Source organism: Lunatibacter salilacus (genome assembly GCF_009797935.1).
Lineage (GTDB): Bacteria > Bacteroidota > Bacteroidia > Cytophagales > Cyclobacteriaceae > Lunatibacter > Lunatibacter salilacus.
In genome coordinates this window covers 270,809-297,510 of the sequence record NZ_VOLC01000005.1, presented here as the reverse complement: position 1 = coordinate 297,510, position 26,702 = coordinate 270,809, and the positions used below count along the sequence as shown (strand labels likewise).

Sequence of the window (26,702 nt, the reverse complement as noted above, 5' to 3'; positions counted from 1 at the left end):
GTAGCCAAATACATACCGTTACTGTTACAAAAAATCCACAAAACGTTACATATTAATTAGGCACTCCCGATTGGATATAATAACATTTTCGAGATTTTTTATATCGAAATTTAATCCTCTTTGGGTTACATCAAGAAAATACCCGTTGCACGTACATCTGGCAATGTGGACTTTCCGTTGATTTAAAATTTTGAATACTTGCCAAGTTATATTTCTGTATAAAATTTTCTTTCAAACCTTTGAACAATCGGTTTTATGATTGGGCAATATCTTTGCTTATTGATACCTTACCATATAAGGTGTTATATCCGATACATGCCCCTAAAAATTTGGATTTTTTATAAACGAGAAAAACTATAAATCAAATTATCTATGGCAAAGACAGAAAGTGACCGAAAAAACAAAATAGACACAGGCAAGCTCCAAGTGACTCCGCTAGGAAATGATAAGAAGAAAACCAAAAAGGCTGATGATAAGCCTCATGAGGAATTTATCGATCCTAGCTCCAACAAATCCAAAACGAATAAACCCATAAAAAAAGCGTGATTTATTTGTGTCGAGGAGCGTACCTTTAATTTGAAATACTTGGCGAATGAACAAGAAAATCATGCATTATCTTTCTTATTTACGTAAAATGTACCTTTACGGCTTAAAGGAAGTCATTCAGAACTGCAGCTGATTTCATTGCTGATTTAAGAAAAAGGCCAGGCAGGAATATTCCTTGCCTGGCTTTTAAATGATAGGTATTAATCTAATTTTTGAGAATACTATTCGATGTTATTTTAGTAGGGCTCTAGAATCGCACCAATAAGCGATCTTACACATCACCAGAATAGAATTGTCGTAGGTCATTTTAGATAGGCTTATGACCCAAGAACTGAACGACGATAGACAATCCGGAAATATTGATGCAAAATAAACACCGTCAAATAATATAAAAACCCAAATTATATAGTTAAATACTCAATAAATATCCCTGATATTTAAAAAAATAAAATTTAGCAATATCTTTTCATTTACGTTTTCTGGATCCGTCTTTGTAGCGATTATATTGTGGAATTCAATTTTTATGTGAGTTTTACGTTACACCTTGGGGAAAGTTCAGTACTTTAAATTTAATTCTAATCTATTTCAGATCTAATTTTGTTGATTTTATGTACCTATCAGCCTATAAAAACACAACGGCAGCGATTGGCTTGCTTTTGGCGTAAATTGATAGAACGTATTTGTTGAACTTAACTAAAATATTATGACGATCGTAAAAATAGTAGAACTAATTGGTGTATCGGAGTCAAGTATTGATGACGCATTGCAAAATGTGGTGGAGGAAGCCTCTCGGACTATGAAAAATATTGATTCGGTCAATGTGGAAAACATCAAAGTACATGTAAAGGATGGCAAAATAAGTACTTATGGCGTCAACTGTAAATTGTCTTTCCGGATAGAGCGTGGTGATAACAGTGATGGGCCTAGATGATCTGGAAAAAAAGAAAAATCATTTAGCCGTGAAATTGAACCTCACGTAATTTCTTGGGTAACTATTCAGAATCTATTGGATCAAAGATTTATCTTGTCCTTTAGAAATTAAAGAGACCAATCCTGCTTTCAGACTTGGTCTCTTTTTTTATGTGGTTTTGGTTAGAGTTGCGAAATAATGTCCAGTCGATGATATGTGTTTTCTTTATCTTTTTATTTGGATCACCAGCATCATGAAATGCTCAGTTTGTATTCTGTTTCGCCCGGCCAGTATCTTGTTGTGTTTGACTATTTAAGTTTTCTTCCAGAAGGCGAGCGGTTGACACAGAGCCTGCCTCACAAACTGGAACAGTTTAAATACCCTTCTTCCGTTTTAACAGATGTTTTTAGTGAAAATTTATGGAATTTCTGGCAGTTGCAAATATCTAATTGCATCTTTGATATGCACTTATCAATCATATCACATGGGAAAGAAATTTGCAAGCTTGACAATGGAATTAACCGATTTTATCCAGAATCAGAAGGTGTTTTTTGTGGGAACTGCCGCAGAGGAGGGCAGGGTTAATGTTTCTCCAAAGGGAATGGATACCTTGCGGGTTATAGACGGAAATAAGATAATATGGGTGAATCTTACCGGAAGTGGAAATGAAACCGCCTCCCATCTACTTCGAAATAACCGCATGACGATTATGTTTTGCGCATTTGAGGGGAAACCGCAGATTTTGAGGCTTTATGGGACGGCGGAAATATACCATCATGATGACGCCGTATTTCAAAACCTTTCCATATTTTTTCCGGCAATTCCGGGGATGAGGCAAATCATTGAAATGGATATAGACCTTGTACAAACATCCTGTGGATTTGCGGTCCCATTGATGGATTTCAGAGAAGAGCGGACAGTTCTAAGTAATTGGGCAGAAAAGAAGGGACCAGAGGAAATCCGGAATTACTGGCAGGAAAAAAACAGGAAAAGTATTGACGGGTTTGAGACGGGAATGCCCATAGAGCGAGAGTAGGGTTCTGGTTGGAATGTAACTTATTAAACCCGGAATATGCATTAGAATTTCGGATGTGGACCTAAAACACTTTAAAATCAGCCACTTTGCTTCACTTTTTGAGTTCACCGTAGGGGTTGGTTAGTACGACTCATTCTCCGAAGTGACTGATTTTGTTATGTTTTAAGCCCTTCCCGACCTGGTCGGGACAAGCAGCTACGAACCCCAACACATAATCTGGGTTAAAGAACTATTGAGGGCAAATAATTCCATCAAGCCCCTTCCCCAGAACGTTCTTTCCGTCCAAAAAGCAAAAGAGGCAGTCTCCTCTGAGATCTGCCTCTTGTAATTAATAAGTGGAATTGACTTGATTTAGGCCAATACCTTTTCCGCCAATACCATTATTTTGTTGTCATTGACTTCCACTACTCCGCCGTCTACCACGAAAGATTGCTTTCCCAAAGTCGTAGTAAATGAAATAGGACCTTTTGCGAGGGCTGACACGAGAGGAGCGTGGTTTTTCAAGACCTGAAACGACCCATCAGCCCCGGGAAATGAAGCTTCAGAAACTTCTCCTACGAATACTTTTTTATCAGGAGTTATTATTTCTAGATGCATAATATATCTTGAGAAACGGTGCACGATATTCCTGCACCGTTTAAATTGTTGTTTAACTTATTTTACTTCGGCAAGCATTTTTTCACCTTTCGCAATGGCATCTTCAATGCTTCCCACCAAGTTGAAGGCTGCCTCAGGAAGATGGTCTAGCTCACCGTCCATGATCATAGTAAATCCTCTGATGGTGTCTTTGAGGTCTACCAGTACACCCTTTAAGCCCGTAAACTGCTCAGCAACGTGGAAAGGTTGGGAAAGAAACCGCTGTACCCTTCTAGCACGTGAGACAATCAACTTATCTTCCTCTGATAATTCTTCCATACCTAGGATAGCAATAATATCCTGAAGCTCTTTGTAGCGCTGTAGGGTTTCTTTTACCCTGGTAGCACAGTCGTAGTGCTCATCACCGATAATGATCGGGTCAAGGATTCTGGAGCTTGATTCAAGTGGATCCACTGCCGGATAAATACCCAGTTCGGCAATTTTACGCGAAAGCACAGTAGTCGCATCCAAGTGGGCAAATGTCGTAGCAGGTGCCGGGTCAGTCAAATCATCGGCAGGTACGTAGACGGCCTGTACCGAGGTAATTGAGCCATTCTTGGTAGAAGTGATCCGCTCCTGCATGGCACCCATTTCTGTGGCCAGCGTTGGCTGATAACCTACTGCCGAAGGCATCCTTCCCAAAAGGGCAGATACCTCAGAGCCGGCTTGGGTAAATCGGAAAATGTTGTCAATAAAGAAAAGTATGTCTTTACCTGCTCCGTCTCCCTCACCGTCGCGATAATACTCAGCAAGTGTTAAACCAGTTAACGCCACCCGAGCACGGGCTCCCGGAGGCTCGTTCATCTGACCGAATACGAAAGTAGCCTTAGAATCTTCCAGACCTTTAAGATCAACTTTGGAAAGATCCCAGCCTCCTTCTTCTTCCAATGATTTTACGAAATCATCTCCGTATGTAACGATTCCTGATTCAATCATTTCCCGAAGCAAATCATTTCCTTCACGGGTCCTTTCTCCCACGCCGGCAAATACAGAAAGTCCTGAATAAGCTTTTGCGATATTGTTGATCAACTCCTGGATCAATACAGTCTTACCCACACCAGCACCTCCGAAGAGTCCGATTTTACCACCTTTGGCGTAGGGCTCGATCAAGTCAATTACTTTGATACCGGTATATAACACCTCCGTGGAGGTAGATAAATCCTCGAATTTTGGAGCAGAGCGGTGAATTGGCAAACGGGTTCCACTTGGTGGCTGGGGCAATCCGTCGATTGCTTCCCCGATTACGTTGAACAACCTACCTCTGATGCCTTCTCCGGTAGGTACAGAAATTGGAGATCCCAGGTTAGTTACCTCCATACCCCTTACCATACCTTCAGTAGAATCCATGGAAATGGTTCTTACTCGGTCTTCTCCCAAGTGCTGCTGAACCTCCAATACTACTTTTAGACCGTTTTCTTTAGTAATCTCAAGTGCGTCCAAAATGTTGGGGAGGGTAACGCCTTCGAAGGAGATGTCTACCACAGGACCAATGACTTGAGTTATCTTACCAGTATTCGCCATTTTTATATTTTAAGATGAAAAGGAACTGTACGTTTTTATTCGGATGCAAAATTAGTTAATAAAGATTAATACCAAAGGATGTTTTAAAAATTAATCTACTTTCCGTCAATTTTTTATCCGTAAATTTTGTCCGATGCATTTTAATCAATAAATGTCCGTTTTTTTATTTTTTTTCCAGTCAGAAAATCCTTCTTCCCTGCAAAAATTTCCCCGACCAATAGTTTGAGAAGATATCGTCTTCTGTTACACCTAAGGAAGTAGAGGCATGGATAAATTGGATGTTTCCCCTTCCAGCTTGAGTAACGATGCCGGCATGGGTCACTTTTCTCCTGCGATTTCCAGTAGCAAAGAAAACCACGTCCCCTTTTTCGAGTTTATTTCTTGATATTTTTTTTCCGATTTTAATCTGCTCTGCCGTTGACCGGGGTAAGGTCACACCTACACTGCGAAAAGATTGGAAGACAAGTGCGGAACAGTCCATCCCGGCCCTGCTAGTCCCCCCATACCGGTAGGGTGTGCCGCGAAATGACTTAGCGGTGCCTATAACGTGATCAATATTTTGGTTTCTGATTTTTTTGGTGGATGAGCAGGAAAAAAAGAGGCTCAATCCAAAAAAAAACACGACATAGCGATAAGCTATTTGGTAAGGAATTCGTTTGTACATGTACTGGTCATTCAATTTTGTCCAATATTAAACAGGAAGCTTTAGCAAACAAAATGTTAACGCATAATTTGAAGTCTTAGTTGAGAGAATAGTGTATACTTGTAAAATTAGGGAAGGAGGTTCAGGGTCGGATGAAAATTGAATTTGAAGAATGGTTTTTTTCAGATAAAAGAAAAAATGTTTAAATTAGATGTCCCAATAGAAATTGAATAAGGTTATTTAATTAATTGAAAGTCAGTTAATAATGATTTAGTTACGGAGAGGTTTTTTGGGAACTGGAATATATCAGAAACATGAGTAAAGAAGATTTTAGAAAACTTTCACTGGGCAAAAAAATTCAAAAACTCTACACGGAGGGAACCTTTGTCGTCGGCATACGCTATTATGCCTACAAAATAAACCTATACCTGTTGGGAAAGGAATACGTGGAGGTTTTTTACAACCATAAGTATGACCGGATAGACAAAATTGAATTCCTAAATCACAGGCATTCGAGGATGAAATTTTACTTGGACCAGATAAATTTGGCAGAGTTATAAGTAAGAAGATTACGCTGACAGTAGGGCCTTGTGTATTTTTAGCACCTGCGGAATGACTAATTTATTGCCTTTATTATCTACCACAAAGTCTGCAAGTGCTTTTTTTTCTTCCTCCGGGAGCTGTCGTGCTATAATTTCATGAATTTGATCTTGATCCCGTTGCGGATCTCTTTCCATTACCCGCGAGATCCGTATATCCATGGGGGCAGACACCAAAATGGTTTTGTCAAGATCCCGGTAAGATCCAGTCTCAAATAGCAATGCAGCCTCCTTAATGACATATGCAGTATGTTGGTCTACAGCCCATTGCGTAAAATCCATCTTAACGGCAGGATGAACGAGGGAGTTTATTAAAGCAGTTTTCTTGGAATCTGAAAAGACAGTTTTCGCCAAATAGGCTTTGTTTAGTTGACCTTCATTAGTGAACGATTCATCTCCAAAGGCGTTAGAAATCGAATTTCTTAGGGCAGAATCATTTGCCATTAGCCATTTGGCCCTATTGTCCGCATTATATACAGGTATGCCAAGAACGGTGAAAAGTTTGGCTATTGTAGTTTTACCCGCCCCGATCCCCCCGGTAATCCCAACGAAGATGGGACTTTGCCTATTCATAACGAAGTTTAAAATTTGGCGGATCGAATGCTACAATTTCTAAATATGGTGGGTTTTTATTCAAAGAAACGTTTACAGTACTGTCCTCTCCATTTCGGTCATTATAATTGATAATAGCTTCCAAGTCGAGTTTTTGAAAGGCTTCCAATTCTCTTTCGTCCACGAGGTATTCCAATGAAACCGTAGTTTCCTTCTCATCAATAGATATATTGGCGGGAAAGTAGCGCTTGGTAATAGGAAGCTCCATAATTCCTTCGATAAATTCGACTACCTCAAACTCAACAAGAACAGCTTGATCCTCCAATTTAAGGTAATTCCTGAAATCTTTCCGAAGGTTTAGCGGGAGTAATTTCGAGAAATTTTTGTTGACATTTTCTTCACCTATCCCAATTACCAGTATTCCGTCTAATTCCTGCAATACAGATATTGCGCCGGTCACGGTGACAATTTCCGGGTCTATTGTGATGGGACCGGCAAACCTGAAATTTTTTGACAATATATTGTCGGCAGTGTCAAGTTCTATCTTGATTTTCCGCGACACTATTTTATCTATTTTAAATTTAACCGTGTCCTGAACGATCCCCACCAACTGAGTAGGAGTAAGATTTTCTGACAGTTCCCGCTGTAATTCCCGGGTAAGCACATAACCTCGCTCCGACGGGTCTTCCAGTTGAATGGGAAAGGGAGTGGATTGGAATCTGAAATATTTACGAAGTAAATCCCACCCGTTTCCGTTAATTTGAATGTTGATGGATTTGGGCAGTTCATCAACGGCCATAAACTCATCTTGGTCGTATAAAAAAACGATGGACTGGGTAACTACAGTAGTGTAATCGTCTTTATTTAAGGCGTTCAAAACCCAAAAAGTGGTGGCTGTGAGTACACAAAGAGCCACCACTTTGAGGTTTGAAGACCTTTCCGGTTTGAGTTTATCGAAAAATTTGCGAATTTTACTCAAGAGAGGGGGTTATTTTACTTCTTTTGTTTTTTTGCTGTATTCGAATGAAAGGGCGGTCTTTTCCACTTTTATTTTCAGTCCTTTGTCCAGTTCAAGGAGAACAGTGTCGCCTTCCACCGAAAACACTTTGCCATGCACACCTCCAACAGTAACTACTTGGTCCCCCTTTTTGACTTCTGAAATAAACAGAGCTGTCTCTTTTTGTTTTTTTTGCTGGGGCCGGATCATGAAGAAATACATAATCAGAATTATACTACCGAATAGGAACACCTGTCCCATTATCTCTGATGAGATACCGCCAAATTGTAACAGAATATATGAAATCATAATTATTTCTTAACAGGACCTAAAGATGGTTTGGCAGCTGATGCTGTCGTTTGATTGACGGTGCCTTTTAGCCTAAGACGGGTTACATTTGGAGAGGTATTAGCCTGAATTGTAACGGTAGGGCTTTGAACGCCGCTTTTCCCTGCGGAATTAAAGACGACCTTCACAAATCCTTCGTCACCAGGCTTAATTGGTGTCTTGGTCCAATCGGGACTGGTACAGCCACAAGATGCCTGAATATTGGAAATGACTAAGGGTGCCTGTCCCGTATTTTTAAAGTTGAATACGTGCTCAATGACTTCACCTTCAGCTATTGTACCAAAGTCATGCTCCATAGCCCCAAATTCAAACACGCCTACCGTACTTGGATCAGCCGGCTGCACATTTTGAACGTTAGAAGGAGTGACAACTTGATTTTGTTCAAGTTGGGAGATTTTCTGCTCTAATGCTTTTATTCTTTCAGCCTCTTCCGGAGTCTTGTTGTTACAGCTTATAGTTATAAGTGCTGAGGCAAGTGCCAAGGCTGAATAGCGGAGGTAATTTTTCATAATATAATTAATTGTTATTTTCTTGATTAATTTGATCGATTAATTTATTAACATCGTTCAACAGATTTTCGGCCTTTGTTTTGGCCTCCGAAATCACCTTATTTCCTTCAGATTTCGCTTCATTGGAAGGAAGTGATTTGCCGTCAATGAGGTCCTTAACAAGTCCCTCAAGTTCGTCTTTATATTTGGCCAACTGGTAAGTGAGCTTATCTCTGGTGTTGTTGCCGGCATCAGGCGCAAATAAAACACCTAACGTAGCTCCTAAGCCTGCTCCAAGTACAAATGCCATTACGGAAATACCCTTTTTGCTCATGTTTTTATAAGTTTATTTATTGTCAATTAATCCCCTACCACTTTTACGGATTTTGCCCGAATCAGTTAGCTCTTTAGCCAGAACATCCAATAACCCATTCACAAACTGTTTGCTCTTGGGTGTGCTGTAGGTTTTTGATATGTCAATGTACTCATTTATGGTGACTTTTACCGGTATACTGGTAAAATTAACCATTTCTGTGAGGGCCATTGAAAGGATGACTTTATCGGTCAATGCAATTCTATCGATATCCCAATTCTTCGCTTTTACAGCGATCAGATCACTATATTCTGCTTCTGAATCCACAGTCAAATTAAATATATTCTTGAAGAATTCCCTATCATCTTCCCAGTTTATGGCTAATTCAGGCAGAAATTCCGCAGGCAATGGTAGCTGCAGGTCAATATTTTTTAACACTTTTAATGCCAAACTCCTGACCACTGGCTTATTTTCAGTCCAATTTAGATCCAACTCATGAAAAAAGCTCAAAATGGTGTCATTTTTAAATATTACCTTTTTCAAAATCGCCTGGGCGACTTCTTGATCTTCTTCAAAACTGGGATTAATAACCTGGATGTATTGCTGATATTCTTCCAATGGCTTGACATAATCTCTAAACCACTGCTTTATTTCCTCTTTCCAATCATCCAGATGCACGTGGTGCCGAATAAACTCGCTATTTATGGGTGATTCGTTTTGAAGATAGACCAGTACCTTATTTTTAGATAAATTATCCTCACCGGGACTCTCCACTGCCATACTCCCATGTGAGAATTTTTTCCTCTTTTCTGATTCTTTACCCACGTGATCGCCAAATGCCATTAGAATACCAATGGCATAAAGGTAAAGCTCTGGAATACGTTCCGCTGCGGTGATCATGTTGTTTCTAAGGAACGTGAGATCGGCGTCGCAGGTTTTATGATATTGCTTAACGGCCAAATTGGCTACGTTTTTAATTTTGGCAGATATATCTGAACTACTTACCAGGTTGTGGGAGGCAAGATTTTGAACAAAAAGTTCAAAACAGGTGTCCGCATCTTTTTTCAGCTGCACTTTGTCCTGCACCTCCATGCTGTTCAGATCCGGCAGGAAAGAATCCTTTATGAAGTCTCTCGCCAAGTTGAAATTTGATGTCTTGCATTGGTGATAAGCATACAAGGACTGAAAAGCTTTTACTCTAAGGATTCTTCTGTTAAGCATTACCTGAATTTAAAGAACGCAAATTTAAACTATTTTTCGATTGGTAGGAGCCAATCCTTTAAGATTGTACCTTTTTTCCACAATTAGTCAACTACCGTACCAGCAATCAACTTCAAGTTGGTTAATTGTACGGTTGTTTAAACCAAGTTAGATTTCCTTGCGGATTTGTCGGGTTTTAATAGGCCAGTTTGACCTTGGACATGCTTGAGATTCGCTTTAAAGCCATGTCGATAGCCACCTGTTGGGGAGGCATTCCGGAGTCCTCAGCTAGTTGAAGAACCCGAAGATTGGTATCGTAAATCGCCTCTGTCTGCTTCAGCGCAAGCTCCTTTTTGTATCCCCCCAAGTACTCGGAGTACACATTTATCAGCCCACCTGCGTTTATCAAAAAATCCGGGGAATATATAATTCCTTTCTCCACGAGCATTTGCCCATGAGTTTCCTCATCGGCCAACTGGTTGTTGGCAGCCCCTGCCACAATGTCACAGGTTAAGGAAGGGATGCTGAAGTCATTAAGTGTGGCTCCCAATGCACATGGTGCGTATATGTCCATCGGAAAATCATAGACAGAAGCAGACGAAATGGCCTGGGCTCCGGTAAGCTTGGCTACTTCACTGAGTTTTTCTTCAAAAATATCTGTGATGAAAACCTGGGCTTTTTCTTTTATCAGGTGCTCTACCAGATATTTTCCCACTTGACCTACCCCTTGGACTACAATACGCTTACCAACCAAGCTGTCATTTCCATAGGCTTTTTTAGCCGCAGACTTGATACCAAGATAGGTGCCGTAGGCTGTCACGGGTGAAGGGTCGCCGCCACCACCTTTTATTTCAGGAAGCCCTGTGACGTGGGAGGTCTCCATGGCAATATATTCCATGTCCCGGGTTTTCATATTTACATCTTCGGCAGTGACGTAGCGGCCATTGAGGCTTTCTACAAACCGGCCAAAACGACGAAGATATGCCTCAGTCTTAAGCGACGTATCTCCAATTAGTACGGCTTTGCCGCCTCCTATGTTCAGACCTGAGATTGCCGCCTTGAAGGTCATTCCCCTAGAAAGTCTTAAAGCATCCGTAATGGCAGATTCGTCCGTAGCGTAATGCCACATACGGGTTCCCCCAAGGCTGGGTCCCAGCACTGTATTGTGAATCGCAATAATGGCTTTGAGCCCGGTAGGCTCGTCGTGACAGAATACAACCTGCTCATGTCCCATGGCGCTTAGCTGCCCAAAGATTGATTCCTCTTTTTCCGTTTCCGCTGTTTTAATCCCCGACATGTGAACTTTGAGTTTTAGATTGTGTTATATTTGAGTTCTATGAGAACTGGGTTAAATGGATCAACGCAAAATTAAATATTTTTGAGTTGCTTTACTAATCTAGGTAGTAAGATATTATAAAAGAATTTACTGTATTTCTAGTTTTTTATTTCGTGAAGCCACTCTGGAGATTAAACAAATACCTGCTCAAATATAAGTGGTACCTTATCTTCGGTACCATATTTACTGTCATTTCCAATATTTTCGTAATCATACCCGCACAACTGGTCCGGATAGCAATCGATTATGTGGTCGAAAGCTTTAGCTTTTACCAACTTTTTGACCAAAGCCCGCTAAGCGGTGAAGCCCGGTCTGTGTTTTTGAATTTTATTTTTGTCTTCGGGAGTTTGATTTTGGCCATGGCTCTGTTGAGGGGTGTGTTTTTATTTTTGATAAGGCAGACTATTATTGCTATGTCCCGGCTGATAGAATATGACCTTAAGAATGAAATATACGAGAAATACCAAAATCTACCACTTTCATTTTACCGTCAAAACAGTACTGGAGACCTCATGGCCCGGATTACCGAAGATGTCGGTAGAGTCAGAATGTACCTAGGTCCCGCACTCATGTACGGCATCAATCTTGTCGTTTTGTTTCCTATGGTAATCGCCTACATGCTTTCGGTAAATGTTCCCCTGACCATTTATTCGCTGCTTCCTTTGCCAGTGTTGTCCCTTAGCATCTATGTAGTCAACAACATGATTAATGAACGGTCTGAAAAAATCCAAAAGAGCCTTTCAAACTTGAGCACGTTCGTCCAAGAAGCATTTTCCGGTATCCGGGTAATTAAGGCGTTTGTGCGGGAACAGGACAGTGCTAATGACTTTCAGAAAGCAAGTGAAGATTATAAAGTTAAATCCATCCACCTTACCCTGGTGGAATCCTTGTTTTACCCGTTAATACTGGCACTTATCGGATTAAGTACCATCATTACCGTGTATGTGGGAGGCAATCAAGTCATTGACGGAGCTATAGGTTATGGAGTTATCGCCGAGTTTATCCTTTATGTCAGCATGCTAACCTGGCCTGTGACATCGCTTGGTTGGGTGACTAGTATAGTGCAGCGAGCGGCCGCTTCGCAAACTCGGATAAATGAGTTTTTGGATGAGAAAAACGATATTCTAAGTACTGAAAATTATCAAAAAGATATCATCGGGGAAATTGAGGTTAAAAATCTGTCTTTTGTCTATCCGGATTCAGGCATCAGGGCCTTGGATAACGTTTCATTCGAGGTAAAGGAGGGGCAGTCGCTGGCAATTATTGGAACAACTGGATCAGGAAAATCTACAGTTGCCAATCTGCTCCTTCGGATGTATGATGCAACTTCCGGATCTATCTTGATCGACGGGAAAGATATCAGATCTTATAGCATTTCAGGACTTAGAAGTCAGGTAGGATATGTTCCACAGGATGTTTTTTTATTCAGTGATTCGATTTCAAATAACATAGGTTTTGGCTTGGAAGGGAAGTTGGATAAAGAGCAGATCGAAAACGCTGCCAAAGACGCAGACGTTTATGATAACATCATAGATTTTCCCAACGGGTTCGAAACCCGCCTCGGCGAGCGGGGTATTACGCTGTCCGGGGGACAAAAGCAGCGGGTAAGTATCGCAAGGGCGATCGCCAAAGAACCTAAGATTTTGGTGTTGGACGATTGCCTCTCGGCAGTGGATACGAAAACCGAAAATTCTATCCTGAACTCCCTGCACAAGATAATGAAAGGACGAACTTCCATAATCATCTCACACCGGGTTTCTTCTGCCAAGTTAGCAGATATGATCGTTGTGCTGGATGACGGCAGGCTTATCGAGAAAGGAACCCACGAGGTTTTGATGGAAAGGAAGGGAGTTTATGCGGAGTTGTACGAAAAACAAACGCATCAAAACGCAGACGCAGAGGATAGCTGATGAATATGTCGAACTGAGCAGGGAATTCAATATAGAAGAATGAATAAATAGAATCGTTGCTGACCAAAAAGGCCCATTCCTAGCTGCTGAATTTCCACAGCTAGGAATGGGCCTTTTTAAATTTAATATCTTGCATATGCTACTATCAGGTGGCCATTGCACCGTTGACCTGCAATACCTGTCCGGAAATATAGGTACTCATGTCCGAACCAAGAAATACACAGGCATCTGCAACCTCTTCAGGTTTTCCGCCTCGCTTCATCGGTATCCCATCCCTCCAGCCCTGAACCGTCTTCTCGTCCAGCACAGCCGTCATTTCAGTTTCGATAAATCCCGGAGCAATGGCATTGCATCGGATATTTCTGGAACCCAGCTCTAGGGCAACGGATTTGGTAAACCCGATAATTCCGGCTTTGGAAGCGGCATAATTGGCTTGACCTGCATTTCCTTTTACGCCTACTACAGATGTAATATTAATGATGGAACCCGATTTTGCCTTCATCATGGATCGGGTGACCGCTTTGACGGTGTTAAAGCAAGATTTCAAGTTGATGTTAATGACTTCGTCCCACTGTTCTTCACTCATGCGCATAAGAAGGTTGTCACGGGTGATTCCTGCATTGTTAACCAATATATCAATTTTCCCAAAGTCCCCAATAACTTGATTTATAAGTTCTTCCGCAGCTTTGAAATCAGAGGCATCTGAGCGAAATCCTTTTGCTTTGATGCCAAATTTCTTGAGTTCTCCCTCAAGCTCTTGGCCTTTTTCCACACTGGACAAAAAAGTAAATGCCACATCGGCACCTTCTTCGGCAAATCGCATGGCAATGGACCTGCCTATTCCTTTGGATGCTCCAGTGACTAGAGCCGTCTTTCCTGTAAGTAATCCCATATCAAAATTTTTGGTTGATTTTCTGACAAAAATAGGAATTTATTGTTAAACCCCCCCCATTTTCCCTATCCTTATAGGGTAAGCATTTTTAGGGCATATACCTCGTAGGGATGGGATAAATATTGTTTACTCTTGGTTTCTTTATCAAAACCAAATTTTTTTCTGAAAATTATTATCATAAATTTGCATAGCAAAAAAGAAATAAAAATATAACAATATGTCTTCAACTAAATTTGATGTTATCGTAGTGGGTAGTGGTCCGGGTGGATATGTAGCTGCCATACGTGCTTCTCAATTGGGTTTAAAAGTGGCCGTGGTAGAGGCGGAAGAGCTTGGCGGAATCTGTCTGAACTGGGGATGTATTCCCACTAAAGCCCTGATTAAGAGTGCTCAGGTATTTGAATATATAAACCATGCCGGAGATTACGGCATCAAAGTAGAAAATGCGGAGGTGAATTTTGCCGACATGATCGGTCGCAGCCGTGGGGTTGCGGACGGCATGAGCAAGGGTATACAGTTTTTGTTTAAGAAAAACAAAATCGAAAAACTTCTGGGCTGGGGAAAAGTACTTCCAGGTAAAAAAGTAGAAGTTGAAGACAAAGATGGAAATAAAAACACCTACAGTGCGGATCACGTGATCATCGCGACTGGGGGCAGGGCTAGGGAACTTCCGAACCTGAAAATTGACAATGAAAAAATCATCGGATACCGTAAGGCCATGACTTTGGATAAAAAGCCTGAAAAAATGATCGTGGTTGGTTCTGGTGCCATAGGGATAGAGTTTGCCTATGTGTATAGCTCCATAGGAGTCGATGTTACCGTGGTTGAATTCATGGATACGATCGTACCTAATGAAGATGTAGAGATATCCAAAACGCTCGAAAAAATTTATAAAAAGAAAGGTCTAAAGATCATGACCAGCACGGAGGTTACCAATGTGGATACATCTGGTAAAGGGTGTAAGGTCACTGTTAAATCCAAAGACGGGAAGGAAGAGCAAATAGAGGGTGATATTGTGCTTTCTGCAGTTGGAGTTGTTTCCAATGTGGAGAATTGCGGGCTGGAGGATGTAGGTATTTTGGTCGACAAGGGCAAAATTAAGGTAGATGAATTTTACAAGACCAATATGCCTGGCTATTATGCCATAGGTGACGTAGTCGCTGGGCCGGCGTTGGCGCATGTAGCTTCAGCTGAGGGCATTATTTGTGTTGAGAAAATCGCTGGGCAAGATCCGGAACCGTTAGATTATAACAATATACCAGGCTGTACCTATTGTGTGCCGGAAATTTCATCCGTTGGTTATACCGAAGAAAAAGCTAAGGAGGCCGGATATGAAATAAAAGTCGGCAAGTTTCCTTTCTCCGCTTCTGGAAAAGCTTCTGCAGCAGGTGCCAAAGACGGATTTGTTAAGTTGATTTTTGACGCCAAGTATGGAGAGCTTCTTGGTGCGCATATGATTGGATATAACGTAACTGAACTCATTGCGGAAATCGTGGCAATACGTAAACTTGAGACCACGGGCCACGAGATCATAAAAACCGTACATCCGCATCCTACCATGTCTGAAGCAATTATGGAAGCAGCCGCTGCGGCATACGGCGAGGTAATTCATTTGTAATATCAAAAAAGTTGAATAGATTTACAGGCACAAGTTTAATCACTTGTGCCTTTTTTACAAGCCAACTCTTTGGAAGAACAGGAAATCATAGCAGGATTAAAAGCCAGAGACCGCAAGACGGTGGAATATGTGTATGCGAAATACTCTAGGGCTTTGTTCGTAGTGATTTCCAGGATCATTACCGATAAGGACATCGCCGAAGAGGTTTTTCATGATGCGTTTATAAAGATTACCATGAAAATAGATTCCTACGACGAGAGTAAAGGTAGATTATATACCTGGATGTCAAATATTTGTAGGAATTCAGCCATAGATAAAACACGGTCTAAAGAATTTTCAGAGAAGCGTAAAACTAATACCATTGATGACTACGTATATGGATTGGAGAGTCAGTCAGGTACCGCCGATTTGGTGGATGGTATTGGTGTGAGGGAGCTGATGGGTACGCTGAGTGACGAACAGAAATTCATTGTCAACTGCATCTACTTCAAAGGCTACACCCATACCGAGGTTTCAGAAGAATACGACATCCCCTTGGGGACAGTTAAATCGAGGATTCGCGCTGCAATAAACGTTTTGAAAAAGAAAGTGGACAGAATTTAGTGGATATAAAAACCTACATATCGTCAGGTAAATTAGAGTTGTTTGTGCTCGGTGAGCTCTCGGAGAGGGAGCGTGAAGAGGTATTGACGATGGCCAAGCTCCATCCGGAGATACAGGATGAACTGGATCAGATAGAGGAGGCCATGTTCAATTTTGACAACCTGTCAGGCCCGGCTCCTTCTGATGAAGTCAAAAACAAGATTTTCGCTTCGCTGGAAGAAGATTTCGCTCCTCAAAATCAAGAAAGAAAAATCAGCCCAGTTCCTGTAGCTGAAAGTCAAACAATTATAGCCAAGTTGAACCCTTGGAAAACTTACACTGTGGCGGCCTCATTAGTAGCTTTTTTGGCTATTGGTGCAGCCATTTTCTATGCTAACAAATATACTACTGTAGAAAGTCAACTTACCGCATTAGTCCAGCAAAACACTCAACTAGCCGAAGATCTACAGACCAATCAGGTGAAAATGGAATCACTTGACATCCAAATGGACCAACTGTTGTCAGGGAATTTCGAGCGGGTATTTATGAAAGGGGAGGGACTTCCAACACAGGAAGATGCCCGCGTGGATGTTTTCTGGGATAGAAATAGCCAAGAAGTGTTGCTTTCAGTCAATATATTGGCCGCCTTGGATTCCGAGAGTGACTACCAACTTTGGGCTATAGGTGCTGATGGTCCGGTGGGTATTGGAATAGTCAACCCTGAAGATAAATTAACCTTACAAGCTATGCAGGACGCAGGTGATGCGGCAGCGTTTGCTATCACTATAGAACCCAAAGGGGGGAGTGTTAAGCCCAACTTGGAGAAATTGGTTGTCTTAGGAGAGGTCTAATAGCAATAAAACAAAATGCAATAGCGAACCCCTTCACTATTCGAAGGGGTTTTTATTTTGCCCAAAAATAGCCAACTTAGCTTTTTATTCAATACGTTATGGAACTACAGCTATCTACACCTGCTCTGCTTTTTTCAGCCATAACGCTGCTGATGCTGGCATATACAAACCGTTTTCTGGCCATGGCGAATTTAATTCGGGGCCTGCACAAGAAATATTTGGAAGCCCCGGATGAAGAGGTAATTATTGCCCAATTAAAAAATTTGCGCAAACGGGTCAACATGATAAAAAATATGCAGATTTACGGGGTATTAAGTTTTTTACTTTGTGTGGTATGCATGTTTTTACTTTATCAGGGCTTTACTACCGCTGCTAACCTCGTGTTTATGGCTAGCATGCTCAGCCTTTTGATATCCTTAACCATTTCTTTGGTGGAGATACAGATTTCAACGAAAGCCATCAACATCGAATTGGCAGACATGGAAGACGTGCTCAACCGGAAAGCAGAAACTGGCAAGCGTTTTGGATAGCGTTTAGCCATAGAGAATTTTAAATGAAACCAACAGCTACATGATAATAGATTTACGCAGCGATACGCTAACCCAACCCAGTCCTGCTATGAAGGCAGCGATGTTTGAGGCTCCCTTGGGAGACGATGTGTTCCAAGAAGATCCGACAGTAAGGAGGTTGGAAGATAAGATGGCTGTAATTTTTGGAAAGGAAGCCGGGCTTTTCTGTCCTTCCGGCACCATGGTCAACCAAATTGCGATTCGGCTGCATACCCGTCCGCAGACAGAGGTCATATGTCACAAGGAATCCCACATCTACCTCTACGAGGGTGGTGGGATCATGTCCAATTCTATGGCCTCGGTGAAATTATTGGATGGTGATTATGGTAAAATTTCAGCTGAATCCATTAATGACGCCATCAATCCCGATGACGACCATGCTCCGGAAACGGCGTTGGTTTCTCTGGAAAATACCATGAATAAGGGAGGAGGAAGCATTTATACCTTGGATGAAATCCGTCCTATCAGAAAATTATGCCGGGATAAGGGATTAAAGCTACACCTAGACGGTGCCCGGATTTTCAACGCACTGGTTGCAAGCGGGGAAGAAGCCGAACATTGGGGGGAGCAATTTGACACGCTTTCCATTTGTTTGAGCAAAGGACTCGGATGTCCTATTGGTTCGGTGCTGGTTGGAAGTAAGGAGGCCATAAAACGGGCACGTAAAATACGCAAGGCTATGGGCGGCGGAATGCGTCAGGCAGGTCTATTGGCAGCAGCTGGGATTTATGCCTTGGATTTTAACATCCGACGTTTAGCCGAGGATCACAGTCGAGCCTCTGTCATTGGAACGGAATTAGGGAGACATCCTTTGATAGAAAAAGTAGTTCCTGTCCAAACTAATATCGTGATTGCGAAACTAAAGGGCATAAAGCCCGAGGAGATGATCGCCAAGATGTCGGAATCCGGTATTAAAGCAGTAAAATTTGGCAAGGACCAAATTCGTTTAGTAACGCATTTGGATTTTACAGATAGTATGCTGGAGGCTTTTGTACAGCGAATCCATCGGATTAATTGAGCTAATTGGAATTACCTAGAATATGAATCAGATACCTCTGGCAGAACGCATGCGGCCATCCCGCCTTGAAGACTTGATCGGGCAGGAACACCTCTCGTCCCCGAAGTCATTCCTACACCGGGCGATTCGTGCAGGGAATGTGCCTTCGCTGATCCTTTGGGGCCCTCCGGGGGTGGGAAAGACTACCATTGCGAATATCATCGCCAATGAGGTAAAGGCACCTTTTTATACACTCAGTGCCGTCAGCTCTGGAGTGAAAGACATCCGTGAGGTAATCGAAAAAGCAAAATTCCAACTAGGCGTCGTATTATTTATCGACGAAATCCACCGCTTTAACAAATCACAGCAAGATGCGCTCTTAGGTGCGGTGGAAAAAGGCACGATCCGACTTATTGGGGCAACTACGGAAAACCCTTCTTTTGAGGTCAATGCAGCTCTACTTTCCCGCTGCCAAGTATTTACCCTCAATGCACTGGGAAGACAAGAACTTGAGGTCATGATCCATCAAGCGATGGAAAAGGACGATTACTTGAAGAAGAAATCTATTGAACTTGCTGAGACTGATGCCCTATTGCGGATATCGGGAGGTGATGGCAGGAAGCTGTTGAACTTGCTTGAGATCGTGGTGGATGGAATCAAAGAGGACCCTATCCGTATCACTAATGAAAAAGTGATGGAAATTGCCCAGCAGAAAGTGGCGCTATATGATAAGTCAGGAGAGCAGCATTATGATATTATTTCAGCTTTTATAAAGTCCATCCGTGGCTCTGACCCAAATGCTGCAGTCTACTGGCTGGCCAGAATGATAGAAGGAGGGGAAGATGTAAAGTTTATAGCCCGCAGACTACTTATTCTGGCATCTGAGGATATTGGTAATGCCAATCCGAATGCACTGCTGCTTGCCACCAATGCATTCGAAGCCGTAAAAGTAATCGGCTATCCGGAGGCCCGGATCATCCTTTCCCAATGTGTTACCTATCTGGCTTCATCTCCCAAATCAAACGCCAGCTATATGGCCATCAATCAGGCCCAAGCCTTGGTGAGGCAGGAAGGAGACCTTCCTGTACCGCTACATCTACGGAATGCTCCTACCAAACTAATGAAAGACCTTAATTACGGCAAGGAGTATAAGTATTCCCATGATTTTGAGAATAACTTTGTAAATCAGGAATATATGCCGGATAAGCTGAAAAATGCCAAATTGTATGATCCCGGTTTAAATCCAAGAGAAAACGAACTTCGCAAAAACCTGCAGAAATTGTGGGGGAAAAAGTACGGATATTAGTCCAGACCTTTGGGATTTCTAAAACCCCGAAGGTCTTAGTAACAATACCGGTTGAAATCAGAGCTTTGATGGTTTCTCAAACCCAGTTTACCTTAATAAAGCTGAACCGCAAAAAAAATAATTCCTACAGCTATTAATAATATATAAATATTGTTTTGAGACTAGAACAAAAAATAGCTATTTTTGTTCTGGATCCAAAACAATATGATTGAAGAACTGATCCAATATCAAAACAATTTACTTAGCCAACATTCCATGAGTTGGCTCAGATACCTGTACCCTAAGCTGGATTTAGGTGAAAAACTTCTGGGAATTAAAGGACTTCGAGGAGTAGGTAAAACAACCATACTTTTACAATATCTGGGTCAATCAGAACTTCCCGCAAATAAAAAACTATATGTCACTGCGGATCATCCATATTTTTATTCTAATGGACTTTTTGATTTGGCGCAGCAATTTTATTCCTATGGAGGGAAGCTATTAGTGATCGACGAGGTGCACAAATACAGCAATTGGTCAAGGGAGTTGAAGTTAATTTATGATGGGTTTCCAGACTTGAGGGTGCTTTTTACGAGCTCTTCGGCACTGGATCTTTACAGGGGGGAGTCAGATCTCAGCAGAAGGTTAATAAGCTTTCCCTTGGAGGGCTTATCTTTTAGGGAATATTTGTCTCTTATGACCGATCGGAATTTCAACACGTATACTTTTCAGGAGATTCTGGAGAATCATCAAGAAATTTCAACTTTTCTTAGACGTGATTTTCATCCTTTGCCCTATTTTCAAGCTTATTTGAAGTTTGGATACTTTCCTGCTATTAAGCACCTGAGTCCTGAAAGTATGAAGAACCGAATTTTTCAAACCATCAATACCGTCTTGGAGACCGATTTGGCTTTCTCAAAAGAATACACCCCTTCCAATATTGCCAAAATCAAGAAGTTATTGGGAGTTATCGCAGTTACAGTACCTTTTGAACCGAATATTTCGAAAATAGCTGAAAAACTTGGCATAGGGAGAAACACGGTATATGCCTTTTTAACGCATTTGCAGGATGCGAAAATCCTTAAGTTGATGAATAGGCCCAACAGAGGAATCAGCTACCTACAAAAGCCTGCAAAGATATACTTTGAAAATACCAATTTTGCCTTTTCGATGCAGGTAAATCCCAATAAGGGAACGATTAGGGAGACGTTTTTTATTAATCAGTTGGGAAATGCAGGTCAACAAGTCTATTTAAGTGAGAAAGGAGATTTCGGGGTAGCGGATACCTGGACTTTTGAAATTGGAGGGACATCAAAGGATGACAAACAGATCAAAAATGTAAAGAACAGCTATTTGGTAATCGATGATATTGAAATCGGCATTGGCAACCGAATTCCACTTTGGTTATTTGGCTTTTTGTATTGAGTAGCCATACCCCCACCAAAACTGCCCCACCCCTTCCCTGCCCTCCCGTAACCGCTACGCTATCACGGGATTTGCAACTTAAGGGGAGGGCGATCGATGACGTCAGAAATGCTAATTTATGTTTCGAAAATGGTCCTAAACAGGGGCTCAGTTACTGTTATTCACATCTCTTAATATCAATCAATATCAAGTTTCCACAAATATCCATTCCCAATATTTCGTCCGTAGACCATACCCAGAACCGCGAGGGTCTACGATACGCTCTGATTTCCGTTATATTTCCACCATATTTCAATCCTCCCAAATATCCACTAATATCTAGTATCCACAAATATCATTATTCATATTTCGGCGGTAGGCCATATATCCACTATATTTCCACCCTATTTCAATTCAATTAACCACCACTCCAATTCCAAAACTCATCGCATTATACTATCTTTAACTCCTGAAAACCAATGAATAACCCCCATGGAAAAGCATTTTGACAAAAACATCGTCAAAGAACCCGACTTTGCTTACGGCTCATATACCTATGCGGATTATCTTACTTGGGAGATAGATGAGATGGTAGAACTGATCCGTGGAAAGATATTTCGGCAGGCAGCCGCCCCCCGGGTGATCCATCAGCGGATATCCGGAAAAATTTTCAATAAGTTGTATAATTTTCTGGAGGGTAAATCCTGCGAAGTTTTCTCAGCACCTTTTGATGTGCGCCTTCCGGTCGCTTCAAAAAGAAATGAGGACATCGATACAGTCGTACAGCCGGATTTATGTGTTGTCTGCGATGCGGAGAAGGTGGACGAACGTGGCTGTCTGGGCGCCCCAGACTTAATCATAGAAATACTTTCTCCCGGGAATAACAAAAAAGATATAAAGTTAAAATACGAGGTGTATGAGGCTTCCGGAGTGAAGGAATACTGGGTCATCCATCCTGATGAGCGTACGTTACTTATTTATACTGTGGATGGGAGGAAATACCGATCCTCCCCGCTATTTACCTTTGGAGACCGGGTAAGTTCCCAGGCCGTGCCCGGATTTGAGTTGGATTTGGATGGTGTATTTGGAGCGTTATAGTCATTTTGAACTTATTATTGACTATTGCGAAAAAAGCAATATCTGCATACTTTTTATATTTAAACTTGGTTTGTTATTTTTAAACTATTAAATTAGTATTAAATTATTTATCTTCCTTTTTGAATAAGGGCATCGCTTCAATTGGTAAAAAAATAACATTCTTATTTACTATGAACGCTTGGACTATAAGCAAGATTTCGTTTTTTGGAGTAAAGGCAGTGATATTAACCCTCTGCTACCTTTGTTCGGCATGTGGAGGAGGGGATAACTCAGAATCAAAGGATACGAGCCGACAGGAATATTACCTGGAAAAAGTCGATTCGATCCGTGTAGACCGGGAAACGGATGTACGCATACTGGATTACCATCCTGAGAAAAAGCAGTTTTTGGCTGTTGATAAGATTTCCGAAGAGTTTTTGTTATTGGATAGCAAGGGCGGTATTCTTGAGGAAGTACTTTGAAGAGGCGAGGGGCCCAATGAGATTAACACAAATCTTCTCGCTGTTTCTTTTAACCAAGAGGAGGGAGGGTACTTTGTCCAAAGCTCTTTGGAGCAACTGTGGTTTGACGACGCATGGGAAGTAGAGGAACGGATAAAATTTGCCTCTTATTCAACGATTTACTTTTACTCCGGTCCCCAGAAGAGCGTTCCCTATTATCGACCTATTAATGATTCAAGTTTTTATTTTTTCATAAATTTTTTCTCAGGGGTACCAAACGGCGTTGGTGCGGAAATTGCGAGTTTGATAGAGCAGTATAACCACCATCGTAAGGAATTGGAATGGGTGCTGCCTTTTGACTTGGAGCAACTTCCAGTATTTGAAATAGATGAAAAAAATAAAGATAGAAAGCCCACAGCAATTTATTCCTTGAATAGGGAATTAGGCCGGTTGTACCTCACCTTTGAACGCTCCACGGAAATGGGGGTTTATGATATGACTAATGATTTTGCTCTTATAGAAAAATCAGGATTTAAGCATAAGAGTTTTTATCCATCGTATAATGCTAAAAATATCAGTCTAATTGATTTCGGCCAAGACATTTTCGGGTTACTTTATTATAAAGGTCTTTCGGAGGCAGCCACAGCATCACGAAAGGAATCCGATCCGGGGAACTTCCCTTTTATGGATGCCTCTCTATACCAATTTATTCTCATAAACGATGGCGTACAACAAAGTGAAGAAATTGCGTTTCCGGCTGGAAGCGACCCTAGGGCTGAGATTTTATCCCTCCCCAATAGCCGCCTATTGCTGCGCGACAAGTACACGGGAGACGTGGAGCCTGTTTTCCATACCTATTCCATCTATGAGCTAAAGGCACGATGACAATGAGTGGATGTGGTATTCGCTACTAAGGATTAACAAAGTTTATAAAAAATACCTCATGACTAAACTCAAAACTATTCTAACAATCTACCTGCTTCTCTTGAGTTGTTTTCCAATATTCTTTATATCCTGTGATTCAAATTCAAACCAGATTAAATCAGAAGATAGTGAGATAGAAACCTTGGATAATACAATTGATTTTGAAAAACTTGACAGCATAAAAATCAATTATCTTGGTAATCCCACTGTTCACGATTTGGATCCCAAATCCGGGACAGTTCTATTTATGGAACACAGGGAGACTTCAGAAGAAATTCATATAGCAGATTTTGAGGGAAATGTCAAGGCTTCATTTTCGAAAAGAGGTGATGTGCCAGATAGCTATGGAGCTTTAATGTCAACGTTGAGGATTCAAGATAACAATACATTTTTAGTATATGGTTACAATGGTTTTATGGTCTATGATTTTGAAGGGAATCTACAGTCACAAGTAAAGCTAGATGATTTTCAGATTCCTAGCAGTAGTTGGAAGAATATGGGTTTTGGAATGGAAAAGATGGGAAACCGATATGTGTACCTAAATCAAGGAAAGCCACCAGAAAATTCGCAAGAGTATAAAGAGTTTTCGTTATTGTCTTGGCTGGATCCCCAAAATGGCAAAAAGGAACCTTTTATTCAGTTTCCAGAAGGGAGTATATTTAGTAGTGGGAAGTTTTTTTTTATGCGTTCTTGGTTTCCAATTTATTGCCTAGAAGGAGATCGAATTTATTTGGTTTTTGGTGCGGAGCCAGTGATTTATGTTTATGAAAATCAACATCTGATTTCATCTATTCCAATACAGTTGCCATCATACAATTATTTTAAAGGAGCTGATAGTTCTTCAGATGCACGGTTATTTGGTATGTCCATGATCACGGGAATGATAGTAAACATTAAAAAAATTGATGAGTTTTTCTTAATTGCCTATTTTCCGGGATATAATAGGTTGGATATAGAAATCAATTTTGAGAATAAGTCTCCTGATGAATCAAAAGCATTTAGGGAACGAATGCTGAAGAAATACCCTAACCGCATTGCCATTCTGGATTCGGCTGGAAACCTAATCAATGATTTTGTCCCCGGTAAGCTAGAGCCAAGAAGTATGTTGGTCAGAAATGGCCAACTCTGGATGCGGGAAACCCCGGATGATGAAGTGGAGGAGGATTTTTTCCGGCTGTTTCGCCTGGGATTAAAAAAGGAAAATTAAATAAATTGTCATAGCCCAAAATCTGCTTGCGGATTTTGACCCACCCATTCATCAATGTCTAAGATTTTCATAAGCAATTGCTTTTTCGATTTAAAACTATTAAATTAGTGATTAATGAAAGAGCATTTATGCGATTTGGCGTTTGGGATTACAACCTAATCCTCCAACTAGAACATCGAAATACGTGAACAAACATTTCCATCGAAACGAACAAAGTAATACCTAACTGGATAATTATGGACGCTACATTAAGCAGCTTGAAGCCTGTTTCGGACAGCCCAATTTGTAAACTACCGATATCGGGTTACATCGACCATTCGAGGTGGTATTGTTTGCTGTTTATTTTGTTGGGATGGACGTTGGTCTCTTGCCAAAGGGGGAATAATGAGCAGCACACACAAATAATGGGTTATTCGGTTGATACAATCCTTATCGACGCAAAGGAGCGGATCTTGGATGTGGGGGGGTATATGGATAGATCCGACCTGGATGATGATGGAAGGTCTTTTTTTCTATACAATCATCATGATCATTCCGTTGACGAAATCAACCTCGATACCAAGGAGTTCGTCCGAGCCTTTCCTTTGGAAGCTGAAGGTCCCAATGGAGTGGGACAGTATGTCTTAGGATTGCAGTGTTTGAAGGACAATCTTATGTTTCTAAAATCAGTGCCATTTTCCTCAGTGATTGATAAAAGCGGAAGTGTAGTTCAAAAGATCAATTGGCTACCAGCAAAGGATTCAGAAGGAGACGCATTTGGTGAAGTACCTCCAAGAATGGAAGTAGTGGTAGACATCAAGGATTGGCGAGTGATGGGAACCAATCTTGACTTCTTAAAATCGACAGCTTTTCTCGGTGTTCTTTCAGTCGAGGAAAAATTGGTAAAAAATATCGATGTAGATACCGAAAATTCTTTTTCCAATTATTTCCTGAAAGCTGGCAATAATTTTCGTGATCCGTGGGTATATCTGAGGGCTGACGAGAACTATGTCTACTTAACCCACGAGTATTCCAACGAAATTTTTCTATTCCATCCTAATGGTGAGCTTGTGAAAGTAGTCCATTATGAACCGAAATTAACACCTGCCCGGGCAAAAGCACCGGAGGTTTTAACCGGCTCCCGGGATCAAATCCGACACCAAAGTCGGAAGCTTTTGGAGCAAGTGCGTTATGGATCACCGATATGGGACAAGGTAAAGAGGCGCTATTTCCGATTGTCCGCACAGCGGATTTTCGGTGACGGATCTGGATCTGATGATAACGCGGAGCTCATCAGGACTAGGGTGTTTTTGTCGGTTCTGGATGCGGAATTTAATCTAGTATCAGAGGTAGAACTTGAAGAGTTATTTAGCGAGTACTATAAGTATTTTGCCAAAGATGGAAAACTGTGGGTATGTCAGAATATCTTGGATGAACTTGGGTTTTTAGTGTTTGATTTTTAATTGGCTTTATCGACATCCGAAATTATGTATAGATTCGAGGTTTCTGATTCCTCCGGGAATAGGGTTGGTTGTTTTTTACATAACAGACTGGTTTGCAGATATATAATTTTTCGAGGAGGATAATTATGGATTCTGGAAAAGCGTTTAGAAGAAATGGAGCATTGACGATCCCGACGGCCAAGCCGCTGGCAATCTATTGGACTCAGACTTATTTATTTTAGATCTTTAGCTTCTATTTCTTTGATCACACCATTTTCGCTAATAACAATGGTTTTACCTAACTGCTTTTTTAGGGCTTTTTACTTTTCCGCTGAAAGCCTCATACCCTCAACAATGTCATTTCTCAATTTTGATATGT

28 protein-coding genes are annotated in these 26,702 nt (G+C 41.3%); 17 read left to right on the top strand and 11 right to left on the bottom strand.

The genetic code is table 11. The annotated features are described in order from the left end of the window. Positions 1–372 precede the first annotated feature (372 nt). The 3 genes from FQ608_RS09510 to FQ608_RS09500 all read left to right on the top strand — a co-directional run bounded on the left by FQ608_RS09510 (position 373) and on the right by FQ608_RS09500 (position 2,492). Entirely contained in the window at positions 373–546 is a 174-nt protein-coding gene (locus FQ608_RS09510; RefSeq protein WP_158857791.1) for a hypothetical protein, read from the top strand. 703 nt (positions 547–1,249) lie between these two features. Then, positions 1,250–1,477, top strand: coding sequence for a dodecin family protein (locus tag FQ608_RS09505; RefSeq protein ID WP_158857789.1), 228 nt, complete (start codon positions 1,250–1,252; stop codon positions 1,475–1,477). 463 nt (positions 1,478–1,940) lie between these two features. Beyond that, a complete protein-coding gene (locus tag FQ608_RS09500) occupies positions 1,941–2,492 on the top strand; it encodes a pyridoxamine 5'-phosphate oxidase family protein (protein WP_158857787.1) in 552 nt (183 codons plus the stop codon). 351 nt (positions 2,493–2,843) lie between these two features. Here the strand turns inward: FQ608_RS09500 and atpC are convergent, their stop codons facing one another. The 3 genes from atpC to FQ608_RS09485 form a co-directional block, all read right to left on the bottom strand. Then, positions 2,844–3,089, bottom strand: a complete 246-nt coding sequence (gene atpC / locus FQ608_RS09495) for an ATP synthase F1 subunit epsilon (protein ID WP_199856348.1) — start codon at positions 3,087–3,089, stop codon at positions 2,844–2,846. Between the two features lie 57 nt (positions 3,090–3,146). After that, positions 3,147–4,649 carry a F0F1 ATP synthase subunit beta gene (gene atpD, locus FQ608_RS09490; protein WP_158857785.1) on the bottom strand — a complete coding sequence of 501 codons (1,503 nt, stop codon included), beginning with the start codon at positions 4,647–4,649 and terminating at the stop codon, positions 3,147–3,149. A gap of 178 nt (positions 4,650–4,827) precedes the next feature. Continuing rightward, positions 4,828–5,313: a C40 family peptidase gene (locus FQ608_RS09485; protein ID WP_158857783.1), complete on the bottom strand. Its 486-nt coding sequence runs from the start codon at positions 5,311–5,313 to the stop codon at positions 4,828–4,830. A gap of 293 nt (positions 5,314–5,606) precedes the next feature. Between FQ608_RS09485 and FQ608_RS09480 the strand changes: the two genes are divergently transcribed. Beyond that, positions 5,607–5,852, top strand: a complete 246-nt coding sequence (locus FQ608_RS09480) for a hypothetical protein (RefSeq protein WP_158857781.1) — start codon at positions 5,607–5,609, stop codon at positions 5,850–5,852. A gap of 9 nt (positions 5,853–5,861) precedes the next feature. On the opposite strand, the gene coaE is transcribed toward FQ608_RS09480, so the two are convergent. From coaE to FQ608_RS09445, 7 genes are all read right to left on the bottom strand, one after another. Next, positions 5,862–6,464, bottom strand: coding sequence for a dephospho-CoA kinase (coaE, locus tag FQ608_RS09475; RefSeq protein ID WP_158857779.1), 603 nt, complete (start codon positions 6,462–6,464; stop codon positions 5,862–5,864). After that, positions 6,457–7,422, bottom strand: a complete 966-nt coding sequence (locus tag FQ608_RS09470; RefSeq protein WP_158857777.1) for a YbbR-like domain-containing protein — start codon at positions 7,420–7,422, stop codon at positions 6,457–6,459. Before FQ608_RS09470 ends, coaE begins: the two co-directional genes overlap by 8 nt. 9 nt (positions 7,423–7,431) lie before the next feature. Beyond that, the gene (yajC, locus tag FQ608_RS09465) at positions 7,432–7,749 is read right to left on the bottom strand and encodes a preprotein translocase subunit YajC (protein WP_158857774.1); all 318 of its coding nucleotides are present in this window, start codon (positions 7,747–7,749) and stop codon (positions 7,432–7,434) included. 2 nt (positions 7,750–7,751) lie between these two features. Then, positions 7,752–8,297, bottom strand: a complete 546-nt coding sequence (locus FQ608_RS09460; RefSeq protein WP_158857773.1) for a DUF1573 domain-containing protein — start codon at positions 8,295–8,297, stop codon at positions 7,752–7,754. A 7-nt stretch (positions 8,298–8,304) separates the two neighbouring features. Continuing rightward, on the bottom strand, positions 8,305–8,610 hold the full coding sequence (locus FQ608_RS09455) for a YtxH domain-containing protein (protein ID WP_158857771.1): 306 nt from the start codon (positions 8,608–8,610) through the stop codon (positions 8,305–8,307). A gap of 12 nt (positions 8,611–8,622) precedes the next feature. Further along, complete coding sequence (gene nusB, locus FQ608_RS09450) at positions 8,623–9,810, bottom strand: transcription antitermination factor NusB (RefSeq protein WP_158857769.1); 1,188 nt, start codon at positions 9,808–9,810, stop codon at positions 8,623–8,625. 175 nt (positions 9,811–9,985) lie between these two features. Beyond that, positions 9,986–11,086: a Glu/Leu/Phe/Val dehydrogenase dimerization domain-containing protein gene (locus tag FQ608_RS09445; protein ID WP_158857767.1), complete on the bottom strand. Its 1,101-nt coding sequence runs from the start codon at positions 11,084–11,086 to the stop codon at positions 9,986–9,988. Between the two features lie 152 nt (positions 11,087–11,238). Between FQ608_RS09445 and FQ608_RS09440 the strand changes: the two genes are divergently transcribed. Further along, positions 11,239–13,035, top strand: a complete 1,797-nt coding sequence (locus FQ608_RS09440) for an ABC transporter ATP-binding protein (protein WP_158857765.1) — start codon at positions 11,239–11,241, stop codon at positions 13,033–13,035. Between the two features lie 145 nt (positions 13,036–13,180). Here FQ608_RS09440 and fabG read toward each other — a convergent pair whose 3' ends face one another. After that, complete coding sequence (gene fabG, locus FQ608_RS09435) at positions 13,181–13,927, bottom strand: 3-oxoacyl-[acyl-carrier-protein] reductase (RefSeq protein WP_158857763.1); 747 nt, start codon at positions 13,925–13,927, stop codon at positions 13,181–13,183. 217 nt (positions 13,928–14,144) lie between these two features. Between fabG and lpdA the strand changes: the two genes are divergently transcribed. From lpdA to FQ608_RS09375, 12 genes are all read left to right on the top strand, one after another. Then, positions 14,145–15,545: a dihydrolipoyl dehydrogenase gene (gene lpdA / locus FQ608_RS09430; RefSeq protein WP_158857761.1), complete on the top strand. Its 1,401-nt coding sequence runs from the start codon at positions 14,145–14,147 to the stop codon at positions 15,543–15,545. Positions 15,546–15,614: 69 nt separating this feature from the next. After that, a complete protein-coding gene (locus FQ608_RS09425; protein ID WP_158857859.1) occupies positions 15,615–16,148 on the top strand; it encodes an RNA polymerase sigma factor in 534 nt (177 codons plus the stop codon). Then, entirely contained in the window at positions 16,148–16,978 is an 831-nt protein-coding gene (locus tag FQ608_RS09420; RefSeq protein WP_158857759.1) for an anti-sigma factor, read from the top strand. The genes FQ608_RS09425 and FQ608_RS09420 overlap by 1 nt, the downstream gene beginning before the upstream one ends. 98 nt (positions 16,979–17,076) lie before the next feature. Beyond that, a complete protein-coding gene (locus FQ608_RS09415) occupies positions 17,077–17,508 on the top strand; it encodes a DUF2721 domain-containing protein (RefSeq protein WP_158857757.1) in 432 nt (143 codons plus the stop codon). 40 nt (positions 17,509–17,548) lie between these two features. After that, on the top strand, positions 17,549–18,565 hold the full coding sequence (locus FQ608_RS09410) for a threonine aldolase family protein (protein ID WP_158857756.1): 1,017 nt from the start codon (positions 17,549–17,551) through the stop codon (positions 18,563–18,565). 22 nt (positions 18,566–18,587) lie between these two features. Further along, positions 18,588–19,850, top strand: a complete 1,263-nt coding sequence (locus FQ608_RS09405) for a replication-associated recombination protein A (RefSeq protein ID WP_158857754.1) — start codon at positions 18,588–18,590, stop codon at positions 19,848–19,850. A 204-nt stretch (positions 19,851–20,054) separates the two neighbouring features. After that, positions 20,055–21,254, top strand: coding sequence for an ATP-binding protein (locus tag FQ608_RS09400; RefSeq protein WP_234364146.1), 1,200 nt, complete (start codon positions 20,055–20,057; stop codon positions 21,252–21,254). A gap of 471 nt (positions 21,255–21,725) precedes the next feature. Beyond that, positions 21,726–22,331 (top strand): Uma2 family endonuclease, encoded by a 606-nt coding sequence (locus tag FQ608_RS09395; protein WP_158857752.1) that lies wholly within the window; start codon positions 21,726–21,728, stop codon positions 22,329–22,331. Between the two features lie 170 nt (positions 22,332–22,501). Further along, the gene (locus FQ608_RS09390; protein WP_158857750.1) at positions 22,502–22,792 is read left to right on the top strand and encodes a hypothetical protein; all 291 of its coding nucleotides are present in this window, start codon (positions 22,502–22,504) and stop codon (positions 22,790–22,792) included. Positions 22,793–22,879: 87 nt separating this feature from the next. Further along, positions 22,880–23,656 carry a hypothetical protein gene (locus FQ608_RS09385; RefSeq protein ID WP_158857748.1) on the top strand — a complete coding sequence of 259 codons (777 nt, stop codon included), beginning with the start codon at positions 22,880–22,882 and terminating at the stop codon, positions 23,654–23,656. Positions 23,657–23,714: 58 nt separating this feature from the next. Beyond that, the gene (locus tag FQ608_RS09380) at positions 23,715–24,902 is read left to right on the top strand and encodes a hypothetical protein (RefSeq protein ID WP_234364145.1); all 1,188 of its coding nucleotides are present in this window, start codon (positions 23,715–23,717) and stop codon (positions 24,900–24,902) included. Positions 24,903–25,138: 236 nt separating this feature from the next. Further along, a complete protein-coding gene (locus FQ608_RS09375; protein WP_158857746.1) occupies positions 25,139–26,344 on the top strand; it encodes a DUF4221 family protein in 1,206 nt (401 codons plus the stop codon). Positions 26,345–26,702 lie beyond the last annotated feature (358 nt).